Source organism: Rhodovulum viride (assembly GCF_003265965.1).
Lineage (GTDB): Bacteria > Pseudomonadota > Alphaproteobacteria > Rhodobacterales > Rhodobacteraceae > Rhodovulum > Rhodovulum kholense.
This window is the reverse complement of sequence record NZ_MUAV01000024.1, coordinates 1-16289: the sequence shown is the minus strand read 5'-3', so window position 1 is coordinate 16289 and position 16289 is coordinate 1. Positions and strand designations below refer to the sequence as shown.

10 protein-coding genes are annotated in these 16289 nt (G+C 69.4%); 9 read left to right on the top strand and 1 reads right to left on the bottom strand.

The window, feature by feature from the left end:
• Positions 1-65 precede the first annotated feature (65 nt).
• The 4 genes from betI to betA are packed head-to-tail and all read left to right on the top strand — an operon-like array spanning position 66 to position 5266.
• On the top strand, positions 66-638 hold the full coding sequence (gene betI, locus BYZ73_RS16865; protein WP_112316844.1) for a transcriptional regulator BetI: 573 nt from the start codon (positions 66-68) through the stop codon (positions 636-638).
• A complete protein-coding gene (betC, locus tag BYZ73_RS16860) occupies positions 635-2140 on the top strand; it encodes a choline-sulfatase (protein WP_112316843.1) in 1506 nt (501 codons plus the stop codon). Before betI ends, betC begins: the two co-directional genes overlap by 4 nt.
• A gap of 13 nt (positions 2141-2153) precedes the next feature.
• Positions 2154-3611 (top strand): betaine-aldehyde dehydrogenase, encoded by a 1458-nt coding sequence (gene betB / locus BYZ73_RS16855; protein WP_112316842.1) that lies wholly within the window; start codon positions 2154-2156, stop codon positions 3609-3611.
• Positions 3611-5266, top strand: coding sequence for a choline dehydrogenase (betA, locus tag BYZ73_RS16850; RefSeq protein WP_112316841.1), 1656 nt, complete (start codon positions 3611-3613; stop codon positions 5264-5266). The genes betB and betA overlap by 1 nt, the downstream gene beginning before the upstream one ends.
• On the opposite strand, the gene BYZ73_RS16845 is transcribed toward betA, so the two are convergent.
• Entirely contained in the window at positions 5235-6902 is a 1668-nt protein-coding gene (locus tag BYZ73_RS16845) for an FAD/NAD(P)-binding protein (protein ID WP_181498092.1), read from the bottom strand. The two genes, betA and BYZ73_RS16845, sit on opposite strands and share 32 nt — an antisense overlap.
• Positions 6903-7110: 208 nt before the next feature.
• Here BYZ73_RS16845 and BYZ73_RS16840 point away from each other — a divergent pair, with 208 nt between their 5' ends.
• From BYZ73_RS16840 to BYZ73_RS16820, 5 genes are all read left to right on the top strand, one after another.
• Entirely contained in the window at positions 7111-8973 is a 1863-nt protein-coding gene (locus BYZ73_RS16840) for a c-type cytochrome (RefSeq protein ID WP_112316839.1), read from the top strand.
• A 138-nt stretch (positions 8974-9111) separates the two neighbouring features.
• On the top strand, positions 9112-10749 hold the full coding sequence (locus BYZ73_RS16835) for an MFS transporter (RefSeq protein WP_112316883.1): 1638 nt from the start codon (positions 9112-9114) through the stop codon (positions 10747-10749).
• Positions 10750-10905: 156 nt separating this feature from the next.
• Positions 10906-11958: an HlyD family secretion protein gene (locus tag BYZ73_RS16830; protein WP_112316838.1), complete on the top strand. Its 1053-nt coding sequence runs from the start codon at positions 10906-10908 to the stop codon at positions 11956-11958.
• Positions 11959-11961: 3 nt separating this feature from the next.
• Positions 11962-14688: a ribosome-associated ATPase/putative transporter RbbA gene (rbbA, locus tag BYZ73_RS16825; protein ID WP_112316837.1), complete on the top strand. Its 2727-nt coding sequence runs from the start codon at positions 11962-11964 to the stop codon at positions 14686-14688.
• Between the two features lie 4 nt (positions 14689-14692).
• Positions 14693-15811 (top strand): ABC transporter permease, encoded by a 1119-nt coding sequence (locus BYZ73_RS16820; RefSeq protein ID WP_112316836.1) that lies wholly within the window; start codon positions 14693-14695, stop codon positions 15809-15811.
• Positions 15812-16289: the final 478 nt, after the last annotated feature.

The following is a 16289-nucleotide window of genomic DNA, read 5'->3' as shown; positions in this document are numbered from 1 at the left end:
ATTGACCAGTCAAACAGTGCCTGATTATCTGCGGTTTGCAACCACTTTTTCGGGAAACGCCCCAGATGACCGCCCAACCCGAGCGCAAGGCGCAGCTGATCGACGCAACGATCCACGAGCTTGGCGCGACGGGCTCGCTCAGCGTGACAGTGGGCCAGATCGCCAAGCGGGCCGGGGTCTCGTCGGCTCTGGCGTTCCACTATTTCGGCGACAAGGACCGCCTGTTCCTGGCCGCGATGCGCCACATCCTCGCCGTCTACGGCGCCGAGGTCCGGGCGGCGCTGAAAGAGGCCGACTCACCCCGTGAGCGACTTGACGGCACGATCCGCGCCAGTTTCAGCAAGACGAGCTTCCGCCATGACGTGATCGCCGCCTGGCTGAACTTCTATGTGCTGGCGCACCGGTCGGACGAGGCGCGGCGGCTTTTGGGCGTCTATCACCGGCGGCTGCACGCGAACCTCGTTCACGACCTGCGGCCGCTGGCCGGGGACCGCGCCCCCGAGATCGCGCGGAGGCTCGCGGCGCTGATCGACGGGCTTTACCTGCGATTCGTGCATTTCCCTCGCGACGAGGCCGAAGACAGCGCCTCGGCCCATGTCCTTGCGGCGCTCGATGCCGAACTGAAGGCCCTGCCATGACACAGCCCAATCTTCTGATCCTGATGGTCGACCAGCTGAACGGGACGCTCTTTCCCGACGGCCCGGCCGACTGGCTGCACGCGCCGAACCTGAAACGGCTGGCCGCCCGGTCGGCGCGGTTTTCCACCTGCTACACCGCCTCGCCGCTTTGCGCGCCGGGCCGGGCCAGCTTCATGTCGGGGCAGTTGCCCTCGGTCACCGGCGTCTATGACAACGCGGCCGAGTTTCCCTCGGACCTGCCGACCTTCGCCCATCACCTGCGCCGGGCGGGCTATCACACCTGCCTCACCGGCAAGATGCATTTCGTGGGCCCCGATCAGCTTCATGGCTTCGAGGAGCGGCTGACCACCGATATCTACCCCGCCGATTTCGGCTGGACGCCCGATTACCGCAAGCCCGGCGAGCGGATCGACTGGTGGTATCACAACATGGGCTCAGTCACCGGCGCGGGCGTGGCCGAGATCACCAACCAGATGGAATATGACGACGAGGTTGCCCATTGCGCCGCGCAGAAGCTCTACGATCTGGCGCGCCGCAAGGATGACCGGCCCTGGTGCCTGACCGTCAGCTTTACCCATCCCCACGATCCCTACGTGGCCCGCAAAAAGTTCTGGGACCTCTACGAGGACTGCGACCACCTGCTGCCCGAAGTTCCGGCGATCCCCTACGCCGATCAGGACCCGCATTCGAAACGGATCTTCGACGCCAACGACTGGCGCAGCTTCGACATCACCGAGGACGACATCCGGCGGTCGCGCCGGGCCTATTTCGCCAATATCTCCTATCTCGACGAGAAGATCGGCGCCTTCCTCGACATTCTCGAGGCGACCGGTCAGGAGGCCGCGATCCTCTTCGTGTCGGACCATGGCGACATGCTGGGCGAGCGCGGGCTGTGGTTCAAGATGACCTTCTACGAGGGATCGTCGCGGGTGCCGCTGATGATCGCGGCGCCGGGCGTCGCGCCGGGGCGGATCGACACGCCGGTCTCGACCCTCGATGTCTGCCCGACGCTTTGCGATCTGGCCGGGATCTCGATGGACGAGGTCGCCCCCTGGACCGAAGGCCGGTCGCTGCTGCCGGTCGCAAGCGGTGCGCCGCGCGGCCCGGTGCCGATGGAATACGCGGCCGAGGCGTCCTATGCGCCGCTGGTGGCGCTGCGCGACGGGCGCTACAAGCTGACCCGCTGCGCGCTCGACCCCGATCAGCTTTTCGATCTAGAGGCCGACCCGCAGGAGCTGACCGATCTTGTCGCCGACCCGGCTTGCGCCGAACCCCTTGCCCGGTTGCGGGCCGAGGCGGAGGCGCGCTGGGATCTGGACCGCTTCGATGCCGAGGTGCGCAAAAGCCAGGCCCGGCGCTGGGTGGTCTACGAGGCGCTGCGGAACGGCGCCTATTTCCCCTGGGATTACCAGCCCCTGCAGCGCGCCAGCGACCGCTTCATGCGCAACCACATGGACCTGAACGAGGTCGAAGGCCGAGCGCGCTACCCGCGCGGCGAATGACCGGAGAATGACAATGACCCAAGACACCCAACCCGTCGCCAGCCACTATGTGGACGGCGCCTATCTCGAAGATACCGACGGCACCCCGATCCCGGTGATCTATGCCGCGACCGGTGCGCGGATCGCGACCGTCCACGCGGCGACCCCCGCCGTGATCGACAAGGCGCTGGCCGCCGCCGCGCGCGCCCAGTCCGATTGGGCCCGCCTTCCGGGGCGCGAGCGGGGCCGGGTGCTGATCCGCGCGGCGCAGATCCTGCGCGAGCGGAACCGCGAGATGTCGGTTCTGGAAACCTTCGACACCGGCAAACCCTTGCAGGAGACGCTGGTGGCCGATGCCGCCTCTGCCGCCGACGCGCTGGAATATTTCGGCGGGCTCGCGGGCAGCCTGACGGGCGAGCATATCCCCCTGGGCGGCGACTGGGCCTATACGATGCGCGAGCCGCTGGGCGTCTGCGTCGGCATCGGCGCCTGGAACTACCCGACCCAGATCGCGGCCTGGAAGGCGGCGCCCGCGCTCGCCTGCGGCAATGCGATGGTCTTCAAGCCCTCCGAGGTGACGCCGCTTTGCGCGCTGAAACTGGCCGAGATCCTGACCGAGGCGGGTGCGCCCGCCGGGCTTTTCAACGTCGTGCAGGGCGCGGGCGAGGCCGGACAGGCGCTGATTTCCGATCCGCGCGTGGCCAAGGTGTCGTTGACGGGATCGGTGCCCACGGGGCGACGCGTCTATGCGATGGCGGCCGAGGGCATGAAGCATGTGACGATGGAACTGGGCGGCAAGTCGCCCCTGCTGATCTTCGAGGATGCCGATCTCGACAACGCCGTCGGCGGCGCGATCCTCGCGAATTTCTATTCTTCGGGCCAGATCTGTTCCAACGGCACCCGCGTCTTCGTGCAGAAAGGTCTCAAGGAGGCGTTCCTTTCCCGTCTGACCGAACGTCTGAAGGGCGTGGTGATGGGCGACCCGCTGGACGAGGCCACCAATTTCGGTCCGATGGTCAGCGAAGCCCAGATGCGGATCGTCGAGGGCTATATTGCCAAGGGCCTCGCGGAGGGCGCCCGGCTTGTCACCGGCGGCAGGCGCGCGGATCGCGAGGGCTTCTTCCTCGAGCCCACGGTCTTTGCCGATGTCACCGACGACATGACCATCGCCCGCGAAGAGATCTTCGGCCCGGTGATGGCGGTCCTCGATTTCGAGGACGAGGACGAGGCCGTCGCGCGCGGCAATGCCACCGAGTTCGGTCTTGCGGCCGGGGTCTTCACCCGCGACATCTCGCGGGCGCACCGGGTGATCGGCGCGCTGAAGGCGGGCACCTGCTTCATCAATTCCTACAATGACGCGCCGGTCGAGATGCCATTTGGCGGCGTCAGGATGTCGGGGGTCGGCCGCGAGAACGCCAAGGCCGCGATCGAGCATTACAGTCAGTTCAAATCCGTCTATGTGCGCATGGGCGACGTGGAGGCCCCCTACTGATGCAGGCCGATTACGTCATCGTCGGCGCGGGCAGCGCCGGTTGCGCCATCGCCTACCGTCTGGCCGAGGCCGGCAAGTCGGTTCTGGTGATCGAACATGGCGGCTCCGATGCCGGGCCGCTGATCCGGATGCCGGGCGCGCTCAGCTATCCGATGAACATGCCCCGCTATGACTGGGGCTTCCGGACGGAACCGGAACCGCATCTGGGCGGGCGGCGTCTTGCGACCCCGCGCGGCAAGGTGATCGGGGGGTCCTCCTCGATCAACGGCATGGTTTATGTGCGCGGCCACGCCCGCGACTACGACCACTGGCGCGATCAGGGGGCGGAGGGCTGGGGCTATGCGGATGTGCTGCCCTATTTCCGGCGGATGGAGGACTGGCATCCGGGCGGGCATGGCGGCGATCCGGCCTGGCGCGGGCAGGGCGGGCCGCTGCACGTCACCCGCGGGCGGCGCGACAACCCTCTGGTGCAGGCCTTTGTCGAGGCCGGGCGTCAGGCGGGCTATCCGGTGACCGGGGACTATAACGGCCATCAGCAGGAGGGCTTCGGCCCCTATGACATGACCGTATGGAAGGGCGAGCGCTGGTCCGCCGCGCGCGCCTATCTGCGGCCCGCGCTGAAGCGGCCGAATTGCGATCTGGTCCGGGGGCTTGCCCGCCGCGTCGTCATCGAGAACGGCCGCGCCACGGGCGTCGAGATCGACCGCGACGGCTTTACGGAAGTCGTCCGCGCCGGGGCCGAGGTGATCCTGGCGGCGTCCTCGATCAACTCGCCGAAGCTTCTGATGCTGTCCGGGATCGGCCCCGCCGCGCATCTGGCGGACCATGGCATCGGCGTCGTGGCCGACCGTCCGGGCGTGGGGCAGAACCTGCAGGACCATCTGGAACTCTACCTGCAGATGGCGGCGAGCCAGCCGATCAGCCTCTTCAAGTACTGGAACCTTCTGGGCAAGGCCCGGGTGGGGCTGCAATGGCTCTTGACGAGGGACGGCCCCGGCGCCTCGAACCAGTTCGAAAGCGCGGCCTTCCTTCGGTCGGGTGCAGGGGTCGACTATCCCGACATCCAGTATCATTTCCTGCCCATCGCGGTGCGCTATGACGGGCAGGCGGCGGCCGAGGGGCATGGCTTTCAGGCCCATGTGGGTCCGATGCGCAGCCCGTCGCGCGGCGCGGTCACGCTGGGCTCGGCCAATCCGAACGAGCCGCCGAAGATCCTGTTCAACTACATGAGCCACGAGAAGGACTGGGCCGATTTCCGGACCTGCATCCGGCTCACGCGCGAGATCTTCGCGCAAGAGGCCTTCGCGCCCTTCGTCAGCCACGAGATCCAGCCCGGCGCCGCGGTTCAATCCGACGACGAACTGAACGGGTTCATCCGCGAGCATGTGGAAAGCGCCTATCATCCCTGCGGCACCGCCCGGATGGGGGCTGCGGACGATCTGATGGCGGTGGTCGATCCCGATCTGAGGGTGATCGGGGTCGAGGGGCTCAGGCTTGCCGACAGCTCGGTCTTTCCGCGCATCCCGAACGGCAATCTCAACGCGCCCTCGATCATGGTGGGCGAGAAGGCAGCCGATCACATCCTCGGCCGCCGCCTGCCCGCCGACACGCGCGGCCCCTGGATCAACCCGGACTGGCGGCAGGCGCAGCGCTAAGCGCTGCACGGGTCAACACGCCCTCGGCCCAGCGGTCGGCCGAGGCGCCGAAACAGTCGTGGATCGAGTCGACCGCGATCACGCTGCCCAGCGCGGCCCGGCCCAGCAGCGCCAGCCCCGCCTGGACCCGCCCGTCGGCCCCGATCAGCTGGCCGTCGGGGCGGATGCGCGCCCCCTGACCCTTGGCCACCGGCACGATCCGGCCTTCGTCCCTCAGTGCGGCGATGACCGGCGCCTCGATGCCCTGAAGGGCGGGCGAGGGCAGCACCGCGTCGACCATAACCTCGGCCCGGGCGCCCTCGTCGCCCTCGACCAGTTGCCAGCCGTTGTCGGTCAGCAGGATGTCGGGGTCGTCCACAATGCGCAGATCGACGATCCCGGTCTCGATCAGGATCGACAGTTCCTCGGCGGCGGCGGCGGGGGGGCCGTAGGAATAGCGTTTCAGCCCCTCGTCGAAGCCGATCAGCGCCTCGGCCGTTCCCGGAGCGGCCGAGCCCGGGTTCACGCCCCGGCGCAGCGCATTCTGCCAGTGCCGCCAGATCTGCCCGATGGCATAGCCTGGCGAGGGCGGGCGGACGCCCCGCGCCATGGCCAGCCCGTCCCGCAGGGGGGCGGTCGGGTTCGGGTCCTCCTGCGCGGCCGGGGTCTCGCGTTCTGCGCTCAGCCACTCTTCGACGCCACCGGGCCCTGCGCCGGTGGCCGCCAGCACCCGCCGGGCGGCCCGCGCGAGCGGGGTGCAAAGGGTGACCAGCGCGGCCTCGGGCGGCTGGGTCAGGGCCCGGCTCAAGGCCGCCTCAAAGGCGCGGGTCTCGGCGGGCAGGGGGGCCAGGCGCGCGTCGATGGCTTCGCTCGCCGGTTTCGGCCAGGGCGGCAAGCCGTTCAGCGAAAAGGGCAGGAGGCGCGCGGGTTCGCGCCCCGAGGCAATGTAAAGACCGTCCTCGAACCGGCCGCCGAGGCCCAGCGTCAGAAGCCGCACCGCATCCAGCGTCGACAGCCCGAGCCCGCGGATCGCCACCGCCTTGCCGGCCCAGCCCTCGGCCGCCTCCAGCAGGCGGTCGGCGGGATAGGCGGGCAAAAGCTCGGCACCGCAGCGCCGGGCATGGTCCTGCCAGCGTGCCAGTTGCGGGTCGGGCCGGGTGGCGGGCTGGCCCGGCGCCAGCAGCACCTCGTCATAGGGGCCGAAACGCGCCCCCGCGCCGTCAAGCCGCCAGCCCGCCTCGCTGGCCTCGATCCGGCGGATGGCGGTTTCATGGCGGCTCAGCACGGTGCCCTCGGGCAGGCTCGCGGTCAGCGCCCGGAAACGTGCCGCCATATAGGCGCCAAGCTCGGCCCGCGCCGGAAACCGCTCGCCATCGGGCGGCGACATCAGCCAGGCGGCGAAAGACGCGATCCGGCGCGGCGCTGGCGCGGGCGGGTCGATGTCGATGGCCCGGATCGGGATGTTCAGAAGCATCAAGGGGCTCTGGGCGGGATCGAAATTCGGCCCGGCACCGGGCCAGGGGCCGGGTTCGAAGATGTCGATGGAAACCGGCCTGCCGGTGTCGGCCAGCCGGGCGACAAGCGCTTCCAGCGCCCCCAGACCGCGCGGTCCGAGACCGATGATGGCAAGGCGAAGCGGCGGGCTTTGGTGGGGCATGGCGGGGCGATGTGCGGTGTGGGCGATCTGAGGGTCCATTGCGGGACAAGCCCGAAGGCCCCTTCCGGGTTCCCGAAAGCCGCGCCGCGACAGTCGGCGGGCCGCCGATCCGGTCCGCGCAAGCGCGTTCGGAACCCGAATGGCGCGCCTGCGTTGAGCGGATGCCACCCGCCGGGTTCCGGCGGGTTCGCTGAAAGGAGACCCGCCCTTGTCCCGCCCCCGCCTGTCCCTCTCCCGCCCGCGCCGCTCCCGCCTTCTGATCGGTCTTGGCGCTGTCGCTGTCGCGCTGGTTCTGGGGGCCGCCGCGGCGCTCAAGGCCGGGCTGGTTCCGGTCTCGGCCCGCCCGCCCCATGCCGCCGCTACCGCCGCCGTGCTGCACGAAACCTTTCGCGCCTCGGTCGAACGAAGCGCCCGCCAGCTGACCGAGGCGGGCCTGGAGGTGCCCGATCTGGACGATCCCGGGCTGATCGCGCTGGGCGCGCAGCACTACGACCAGGTCTGTTCCTCCTGCCATGGCGGCCCGGGGCTTGGGCAAAGCCCGGTCGCGCTGTCGATGCGGCCCCGCCCGCAAAGCCTGCCCGCCGTGGTGGGCGAATTTTCCGAGACAGAGCTTTACGTGATCCTGCGCGACGGGGTCCGCTTCACCGCGATGCCAAGCTGGCCCGCCGATGGTAATTTCGGCGAGATCTGGGCAGTGGTCGCCTTTCTGCGCCAGTTGCCCGACATGACGCCCGACGCCTATCGCGACGCCACCGAGGCGTCGCGGGGGGCCGCAGAGGCCGCGCTGCCCGCGATGGCCTGGGACCGCCGGGGCGCGGCGATGGAACTCAAGCTGCATGCCCGCGCCGACCCGCTCGAGGACTATCTCTATTCCGCGCCCTCGACCGGCTGGCGCCCGATCGGTCTTGGCGATACGCCCTTGCGCTATTGCGTGGCCTGCCACGGGACCGACGGTACCGGCGCGCCAACCGGCGGACAGGCGCCCAACCTGGCCATTCTCGATGCCGACACCATTGCGGCGCGGTTGCGCGACTATGCCAGCGGTGCCCGTCAAAGCGGGATCATGGCGACCGTGGCCACCAGCCTGTCGGGGCCGCAGATCGACGCGCTGGCCGAGCATTTCGCGGGGCTTCCCGACCGGACCCTTCGCGTGCCGCCCTCGGCCGACACAGAGGCAGATACCGAACGCGGGGCGGCGCTTGTGCGGCATGGCGACTTTGCCCAGGCGCTGCCCGCCTGCGGACTTTGCCACGGAACCGGTGCTGAAAAGGCGGGGCTGGGCGTGCCGCCGCTTGCCGGGCAGGGCGCCGCCTTCCTGAAACGGCGTCTCGACGGCTTCGCGTCGGGGCAGGGGCCGGACCGCGACGGCTGGAACCCGATGCCCGCCATCGCCCGCGCGCTGAGCCCCGGCGACCGCAGCGCCGTCGCGGCCTATCTGGCCGCTCTGCCGGCCGGCGATCCGCTGTCGCCCGATGCCGCTGCGGCCCCGGGGCTTGAGCAGGCGACGGAAAAGGCGATCGCGCTGGCCCAAAGCTGCACCGCCTGCCACGATCCCGGGCCTGCGCTGGGCGCCGACCGGGATCTGTCGCCCAACCTGACGCTGCAATCGCCCGCCTATATCGCCCATCAGATGGCGCTGTTCGATTCCGGGCGGCGGCCGGTTACGACCATGCAACAGGCCGCCCACGAACTGACCGAGACCGAGATCGGGGCGCTGGCCGCAGTCTTCGGGACCGCCCATGCCAGCCTCTCGGGGCCCGATGCCGAGCGCCGCCCTGCGCCCGGTTTTCAGCTGGACGAGGCGGGAGCGCTGGCGCGCGACGGCGATCCGGGCCGAGGGGTCCCCGCCTGCCTGAGCTGTCACGGCGCGGCGCCGACCGGGGCGATCGGGCTCATCCCGCGGCTCGACGGGCAGCGCGCCGGGTATCTGCAGGATCGTCTGGACTATTTCGCCGAAGAGAAGGCGCCCGAGGTGCTGGCGCCGATGACCGCCATCGCGGCGCGTCTGACCGACAGCGAGCGCGCGGCGCTGGCCGACTGGTTCGCGGCGCGCCCGCCGCTGGAAAAGTAGCGCCTCCGGTGTCGGGGCTGGCCACGCCCCGCCAGACCGGCAGGGACCGGCCGCAGGGGGCCAGACCGTACCGGGCTGCCTTGCCGGTTGGCGACTGCGCCCTATCCCTTTGACATCGTCCGTCCCGAAAGCCGCTCCGTGCCCGACCCAGTTCCCGTCCGCCCCTCGTCGCTTGCGCCGTTCCGCAAGGCGACTTTCCGCAATCTCTGGCTGGCCTCCAACGTGTCGAATTTCGGGGGGCTGGTGCAGACGGTCGGCGCGGGCTGGATGATGACCGAGCTGACCCATTCGCCGGTCATGGTGGCGATGGTCCAGGCCTCGAACACCCTGCCGATCATGCTGGTCTCGCTGATCGCCGGAGCCCTGGCCGACAATTACAACCGCCGCCGCATCATGCTGGGCGCGCAGACCTTCATGCTGGTCGTCTCGGCGGCCCTGGCGGCGGCGGCCTTCGCCGGGATGCTGACGCCCTGGCTGCTTTTGGCGTTCACCTTCCTGATCGGCTTCGGGATGGCGCTTTACAACCCGTCCTGGCAGGCCTCGGTCGGCGATATCGTGGCGCGCTCGGATCTTCCGGCGGCGGTCGCGCTGAACAGCATGGGGTTCAACCTGATGCGCAGCGTGGGCCCGGCCGTCGGCGGGCTGATCGTCGCCGCGGGCGGGGCGGCGGCGGCCTTCGCGGTCAATGCCGCAAGCTACCTGCCGCTTTCGCTGTCGCTTTATCTCTGGCGTCCGGCCCTGCCCGAGCGGCGGCTGCCGCGCGAGGCGCTGGGACCGGCGGTGGCGGCGGGGCTGCGCTATGTCTCGATGTCGCCGGTGCTCTTGCGTGTGCTCTTTCGCGGCTTTTTGTTCGGGGTGGCCGCGGTCGGGCTGCTTGCGCTTTTGCCCATCGTCGCGCGCGACATGCTGGGCGGGGGCGCCTTCGCCTATGGCCTGCTGCTGGGCTGTTTCGGCGCGGGCGCCATCGGCGGCGCGGTCTCGGGGGCGCGGCTGCGCGACCGCTTTGCCAATGAAACCATCGTCCGCGCGGGCTTTCTGGGCTTCGGGGCGGCGCTGGTGGGGCTGTCTCTGTCGCGCGACCTCTGGATCTCGGGTCTGTTGCTGCTGCCTGCGGGCGCCTCCTGGGTGCTGTCGCTGTCGCTGTTCAACGTGTCGGTGCAGCTATCGACCCCGCGCTGGGTGGTCGGACGGGCGCTGTCGCTTTACCAGACCTGCACCTTCGGCGGCATGGCGACGGGCAGTTTCCTCTGGGGGCATGTGGCAGGCCGGGCGGGGCTGGCCGAGGCGCTTTGGGCGGCGGCGGCGGTGCTGGTTCTGGGCGCGCTGGTGGGGCTGCGCCTGCCGCTGCCGAATTTCGGCACGGACGATCTGGCGCCGCTGGGCCGCTTTGTCGAGCCCCGGCTGGGCGTCGATCTGCGCGCCCGCTCGGGGCCGATCGTCATCACCGTCGAATACGATATCGCGCCCGAGGACGTGACCGCGTTTCTGGCCGCGATGACCGAACGGCGCCGGATCCGCATTCGCGACGGCGCCCGGCAATGGGTGCTGCTGAGGGATCTCGAACGCCCGACGGTCTGGGCCGAAAGCTATCACGTCGCGACCTGGGCCGAATACCTGCGCCATCACGAACGCCGCACCATGGCCGATGCCGAGGTCTCCGACCGTCTGCTGGCGCTGCATCGGGGGGCGGCCAAGCCGCGGGTCCGCCGGATGATCGAGCGGCAGACCGTGCCGCGGAGGGACGACCTGCCGCTGAAGCCCGACGACATGGTCTGAGGGCGGGCCGCGACCGGCCGCAAGGTGATCCCTTGCCCCCGGCCACACGCCATGCGACACCACCCCGAAAGGCGACATGCGGTCGGTGCCGCCCGTGCCTGTGGGCCCCTTGCGCCCACCCGTCCGGGCCAGCGGCGGCCGCGCGAAGGTGATCCCATGACCGACCGACCGATCTTCCCCCGAATTCCGAGACGTCCCGCCCGGGCGGGCGCTGTCCTGCTGGCGGCGGGGCTGAGCCTTGCGCTGCCGCCCGGCGCCCGACCGGCCCTGGCCGATGGCGGGTTCGCGGCCTTCTGGCAAGGGCTTTTCGGCGGCGACGACACGCAGGGGATCGCCAGTTCGAATGGCCGGATCGAGGCGCAAAGCGTCGAGGTCGCGACCAAATATGCAGGCCGGATCGCCGAGGTTCTGGTCGAGGAGGGCAGCACGGTCGAGGCGGGGCAGGTGATCGCCCGGATCGACGACCGCGACGCCCAGGCCCAGCTTTTGGGGGCGAAGGCGGCGGTGCTGCGCGCAGAGGCCGCAAGGGAAGTGGCAAAGGCCGCCGTCATGCAGGCGCAAAGCGCGCTCGATGTCGCGCGGACCAATCGCGACCGGGTGGCGCGGCTGCATGAGGACGGCCATGCCAGCGACAGCAGCTTCGACGATGCGCGCAACGCCCTGACCTCGGCCGAGGCGACGCTGGCCTCGGCCCGGGCGCAGGTCAGCGATGCCGAGGCACTGATCGCCTCGAGCAATGCCGAGGTCGAACGGCTGCAGATCGGGCTGGACGACCTGACCATCCTGGCCCCGATCCGCGGCCGGGTGCTGTATCGCCTGCACGAGCCGGGCGAGGTGGTGGCCGCGGGCACGCCGGTCGTCACCCTGCTGGACCTGACCGATGTCTACATGAACATCTACCTGCCCGCGCCGGTCGTCGGGCTCGTTTCGGCCAATGACGAGGCGCGGCTGATCCTCGACCCGATCCCCGACTACATCGTGCCGGCGCGGGTCACCTTCATCTCGCCCGAAAGCCAGTTCACGCCGAAAAGCGTGGAAACCCTGTCCGAGCGCGAGGATCTGGTGTTCCGGGTCAAGCTGACCATCCCGCGCGATCTGCTGGTGAAGTTCGAGGACAAGGTCAAGACCGGCGTCCGCGGGCAGGGATTCGTGCGCACGGATCCGGACCGGCCCTGGCCCGAAAACCTTCAGGTCAACGTGCCGGACTAGGCCATGGCGCCGGTTTCCCTGAACCCGCCCGGCCCCACCCGGGCGGCCGCCGAGATCGCCGGGCTGACCCACCGCTATGGCGGCAAGGCGGCGCTCGATGGTATCGAGCTGACCGTGCCCCCGGGCTGCATGGCCGGGCTGATCGGCCCCGACGGGGTCGGCAAGTCGACGCTTCTGGGGCTGATCGCCGGGGTCCGGCGCCTGCAGGAGGGGCGGGTTTCGACCCTTGGCCGGGACATGGCCGACCCCGCCGCCCGGCGCGAGATCGCGCCCCGGCTGGCCTACATGCCGCAGGGGCTGGGGCGGAACCTCTACCCCACGCTGTCGGTCCGCGAGAACCTCGATTTCTTCGGCCGTCTCTTCGGGCAGGGTGCGGCCGACCGCGACCGCCGGATCGACATGCTGCTGGAGGCGACCGGGCTTGCGCCCTTTCCCGACCGTCCGGCGGGCAAGTTGTCGGGCGGGATGAAGCAAAAGCTGAGCCTCTGTTCGGCGCTGATCCACGACCCCGAATTGCTGATCCTCGACGAGCCCACGACCGGCGTCGATCCGCTGTCGCGACGCCAGTTCTGGGATCTGATCGACCGGGTGCGCGAGGGCACCCCTGGCATGAGCGTGCTGGTCGCGACCGCCTATATGGAAGAGGCCGACCGGTTCGACTGGCTCGCGGCGATGGATGCGGGCCGGGTGATCGCCTCGGGCAGCCCGGCCGAACTGAAGGCCCGGGCCGGGGCCGCGACGCTTGAAGACGCCTTCGTGCGGTTGCTGCCCGACCGTCCGGCCGCCCCGCCGCTGGACATCCGGCCGCTGGACGCAGGCCGGGGCCGGACCGCCATCAAGGCCAGCCACCTGACCCGGCGCTTCGGCGATTTCACCGCCGTCGATGACGTGAGTTTCACCATCCCCGAAGGCGAGATCTTCGGCTTTCTCGGCTCGAACGGCTGCGGCAAGTCCACAACGATGAAAATGCTGACCGGGCTTCTCGACCCGAGCGAGGGCGAGGCCGAACTTTTCGGCCAGCCGCTGCGCGCCTCGGATATCGAAAGCCGGATGCGCATCGGCTACATGTCCCAGGGCTTTTCGCTGTATTCCGAACTGACGGTCCGGCAGAACCTCGCGCTGCATGCCGACCTTTACCACCTGCCGCGCGACCGCCGTCAGGCGCGGGTCGACGAGGTGCTGGACGATTTCGACCTGGCGCCGCTGGCCGACCGCATGCCCTGGGACCTGCCCCTGGGCCAGCGCCAGCGGCTGCAGCTGGCCGTGGCGGTGCTGCATGACCCGCAGGTGCTGATCCTCGACGAGCCGACCTCGGGGGTCGATCCGGTGGCCCGCGACGGGTTCTGGCACACGCTTCTGTCACTGTCGCGCGACAAGGGCGTGACGATCTTCGTCTCGACCCATTTCATGAACGAGGCCGAACGCTGCGACCGGATCTCGCTGATGCATGCGGGCCGGGTGCTGGAGGTAGGGGCGCCGGCCGAGATCGTGGCCCGGCACGGCGCCGACAGCCTCGAGGCGGCTTTCATCTCGTGCCTCGAGGCCGAGCTGCCGCCCGACCCGGCCCCGGCCGCCGCGCCCGCAGCCCTGCCCGTGGCGGGGGCGTCCGGGACAGCGCCGCGGCTGGCCGGGCTGACCCGGCTCTGGGCCCAATGCTGGCGCGAGATGCTGGAGCTGACGCGCGATCCGATCCGGGTCTTCTTCGCCCTCGCGGGGCCGGTGATCCTGCTGCTGACCATGGGCTACGGCATCTCCTTCGATGTCGACCGGCTGAGCTTTGCCGTCCACGATCAGGACCGCACCCCCGAAAGCCGCGCGCTGGCCGAACAGTTCACCGCGATCCGGCAATTCGCGGAAACCCCGCCGCTGACCGGCATCGCGGATCTGCGCGCCCGGATGGGGAGGGGCGATCTGGCGGTGGCGCTGGAGATCCCCGACGGCTTCGGCCGCGACCTCACCCGGGGCGACCGGCCCGAGATTTCGGTCTGGATCGACGGGGCGATGCCGTTCCGGGCCGAGACCGCGCGCAGCTATGCGCTGGGCGTGCTGTCGGATTACGCCGCCGCGTCGGGTGCGGGGCAAGCCGGCGTCAACATCGAGACCCGCTTTCTCTTCAACCAGTCCTTCAAGAGCGCCCATGCCATGGTGCCCTCGATGATGATGGTGATCCTGATGCTGATCCCGTCGATCATGTCGGCGATCAGCGTGGTGCGCGAGAAGGAAACCGGCACCATTGCCAATTTTCGCGCGACCCCGGTCTCGCGGGCAGAATTCCTGCTGGGCAAGCAGCTGCCCTACCTGGCCATCGCCTGGGTCAGTTTCTGGATGCTGTTCGCGGTCGGGCGCGCCGTCTTCGGGGTTCCCTTCACCGGCAGTCTCGGGGCGCTGGCGGCGGTGTCCTTCCTCTATGTCTTCGCCACCACGGGCTTCGGCCAGTTGATTTCATCCTTCACCCGAAGCCAGGTGGCGGCGGTCTTTGCCACCTCGGTGCTGGCGATCATACCGACGGTCAATTTCTCGGGCCTGATCCTGCCGGTTTCCTCGCTCGATCCGGCGGGGCGCGCCGTGGGGCAGGGCTTTCCCTCGGCCTGGTATCAACAGGTGACCTCAGGGACCTTCCTCAAGGGCTTCGGCTGGGCCGAGGTCGCGCCCGCGGCGGCGGTACTGGCGGCGTTCTGTCTGGCCTATCTGGGGCTCGCGATCCTCGGATTGCGCAAGCAGGAGGCGTGATCTCATGCGGAGCCTTCTGAACACCCTGCGCCTGACCCTGAAAGAACTGAGCGCGATCCGTCGCGACCGGGTCATGGTGGCGCTGATCATCTATGTCTTCACCGCGGCGACCTGGCTGGTGTCGAACGCGGCCTCGACCGAGATCCGCGATCTGGCGGTGGCCGTGGTCGACGAGGATCGCAGCCCGCTGTCGCACCGGCTGACCGACGCGATCCGGCCGCCGCTTTTCGCCGAACCGGAAGTGCTGAGCCCCGCCGAGGCGGCGCGCGCCCAGGACGAGGGCCGCTATGTGCTGGTGCTGTCGATCCCGCCCGGGTTCGAGCGCGATCTGCGTGCGGGGCAGGCGCCCGCGCTGATGGTGCTGGTCGATGCCACCGCCATGGCCCAGGCGGGCAACGGTGCGGCCTTCCTGCAGCGGCTTCTGGCCGACGAACTGCAGCGCTATGCCGATCCCGGTGGCGGCGCCTCGGACCCGGTCGATGTGGTGTTCCGCAACCGCTTCAACCCGAACCTGACCGCAACCTGGTTCACCTCGGTCATGCAACTGATGAACAACGTGACGATCCTGACCCTGATCCTCTCGGGCGCCGCGATGATCCGCGAGCGCGAGCAGGGCACCATCGAGCATGTGCTGGTGATGCCGGTCCGCCCGCACGAAATCGTGCTGTCTAAGATCCTGGCCACCGGTCTGGTCATCCTGCTGGCCTCGATTTCCAGCCTCGTGGCGGTGATCCATTGGGGGCTTGGGGTGCCGGTGACGGACTCGCTGGGGCTCTATGCGCTGGGCGCTGCGGTCTATGTGATTTCGGTGGGCAGTATCGGGCTGTTGCTGGCCACTTTCACGCGCAACATGGGCCAGTTCGGGTTGCTGGTCATTCCGGTCATCATCGTCATGCTGCTGTTGTCGGGCGGCATGACGCCGATGGAATCGATGCCGGACTGGATGCAGGTTGCCGTCGGCATCGTCAGCCCGGCGCCGCATTTCGTGGCCTTCGCGCAATCGGTCCTTTACCGCGATGCGGGCCTTGCGCTGGTCGCGGGCGAGCTTTTGCGGATGGCGGCGATGGCGGCGGTGGCACTGGCCGTGGTGCTGGTCCGGTTCCGCAAGGTGCTGGCGGGCTGAAACCGGTCCCTGTCCGCGAGCCGGGTGAAATCCGGCGCCCGGTTCGTTCGTCCCGGCCTGCCTTGCCCGTCGACGGGCCGGGAAAGCCATTGCCAGATCCCGCGGCGGGCTCTGAGATCCGAACTGCGGCGCGGATCGCCCGCGATCCCAATCCCAGGATCGTCGAGCTTGTCGTCTGCGCCGTGCGGCAAATGCCGTCCCTCAAGCTTGCCACATTTCCGGCCGCCCCCGGCTCCGGTCTTCGAAGGACGCGGTGGCGCCCGGTCGCAAGCGTTGCATCTGCCCCCCTGATTGCCCTCTCAACTTGATCGCTTCTCGTCCGCCAGTCTGTATCCGAACTGCGATCGGAGGCGATTATGGCGGAACGCGAAGTCTGGGGGCAAGATCCGGACTGAACCGCCCCGGGTTTACCGGAGAGTGAAACACTCAAAGGATGAGCCCTATGACGACAAGACGATTCACCCCCGCCTGTCCGGCT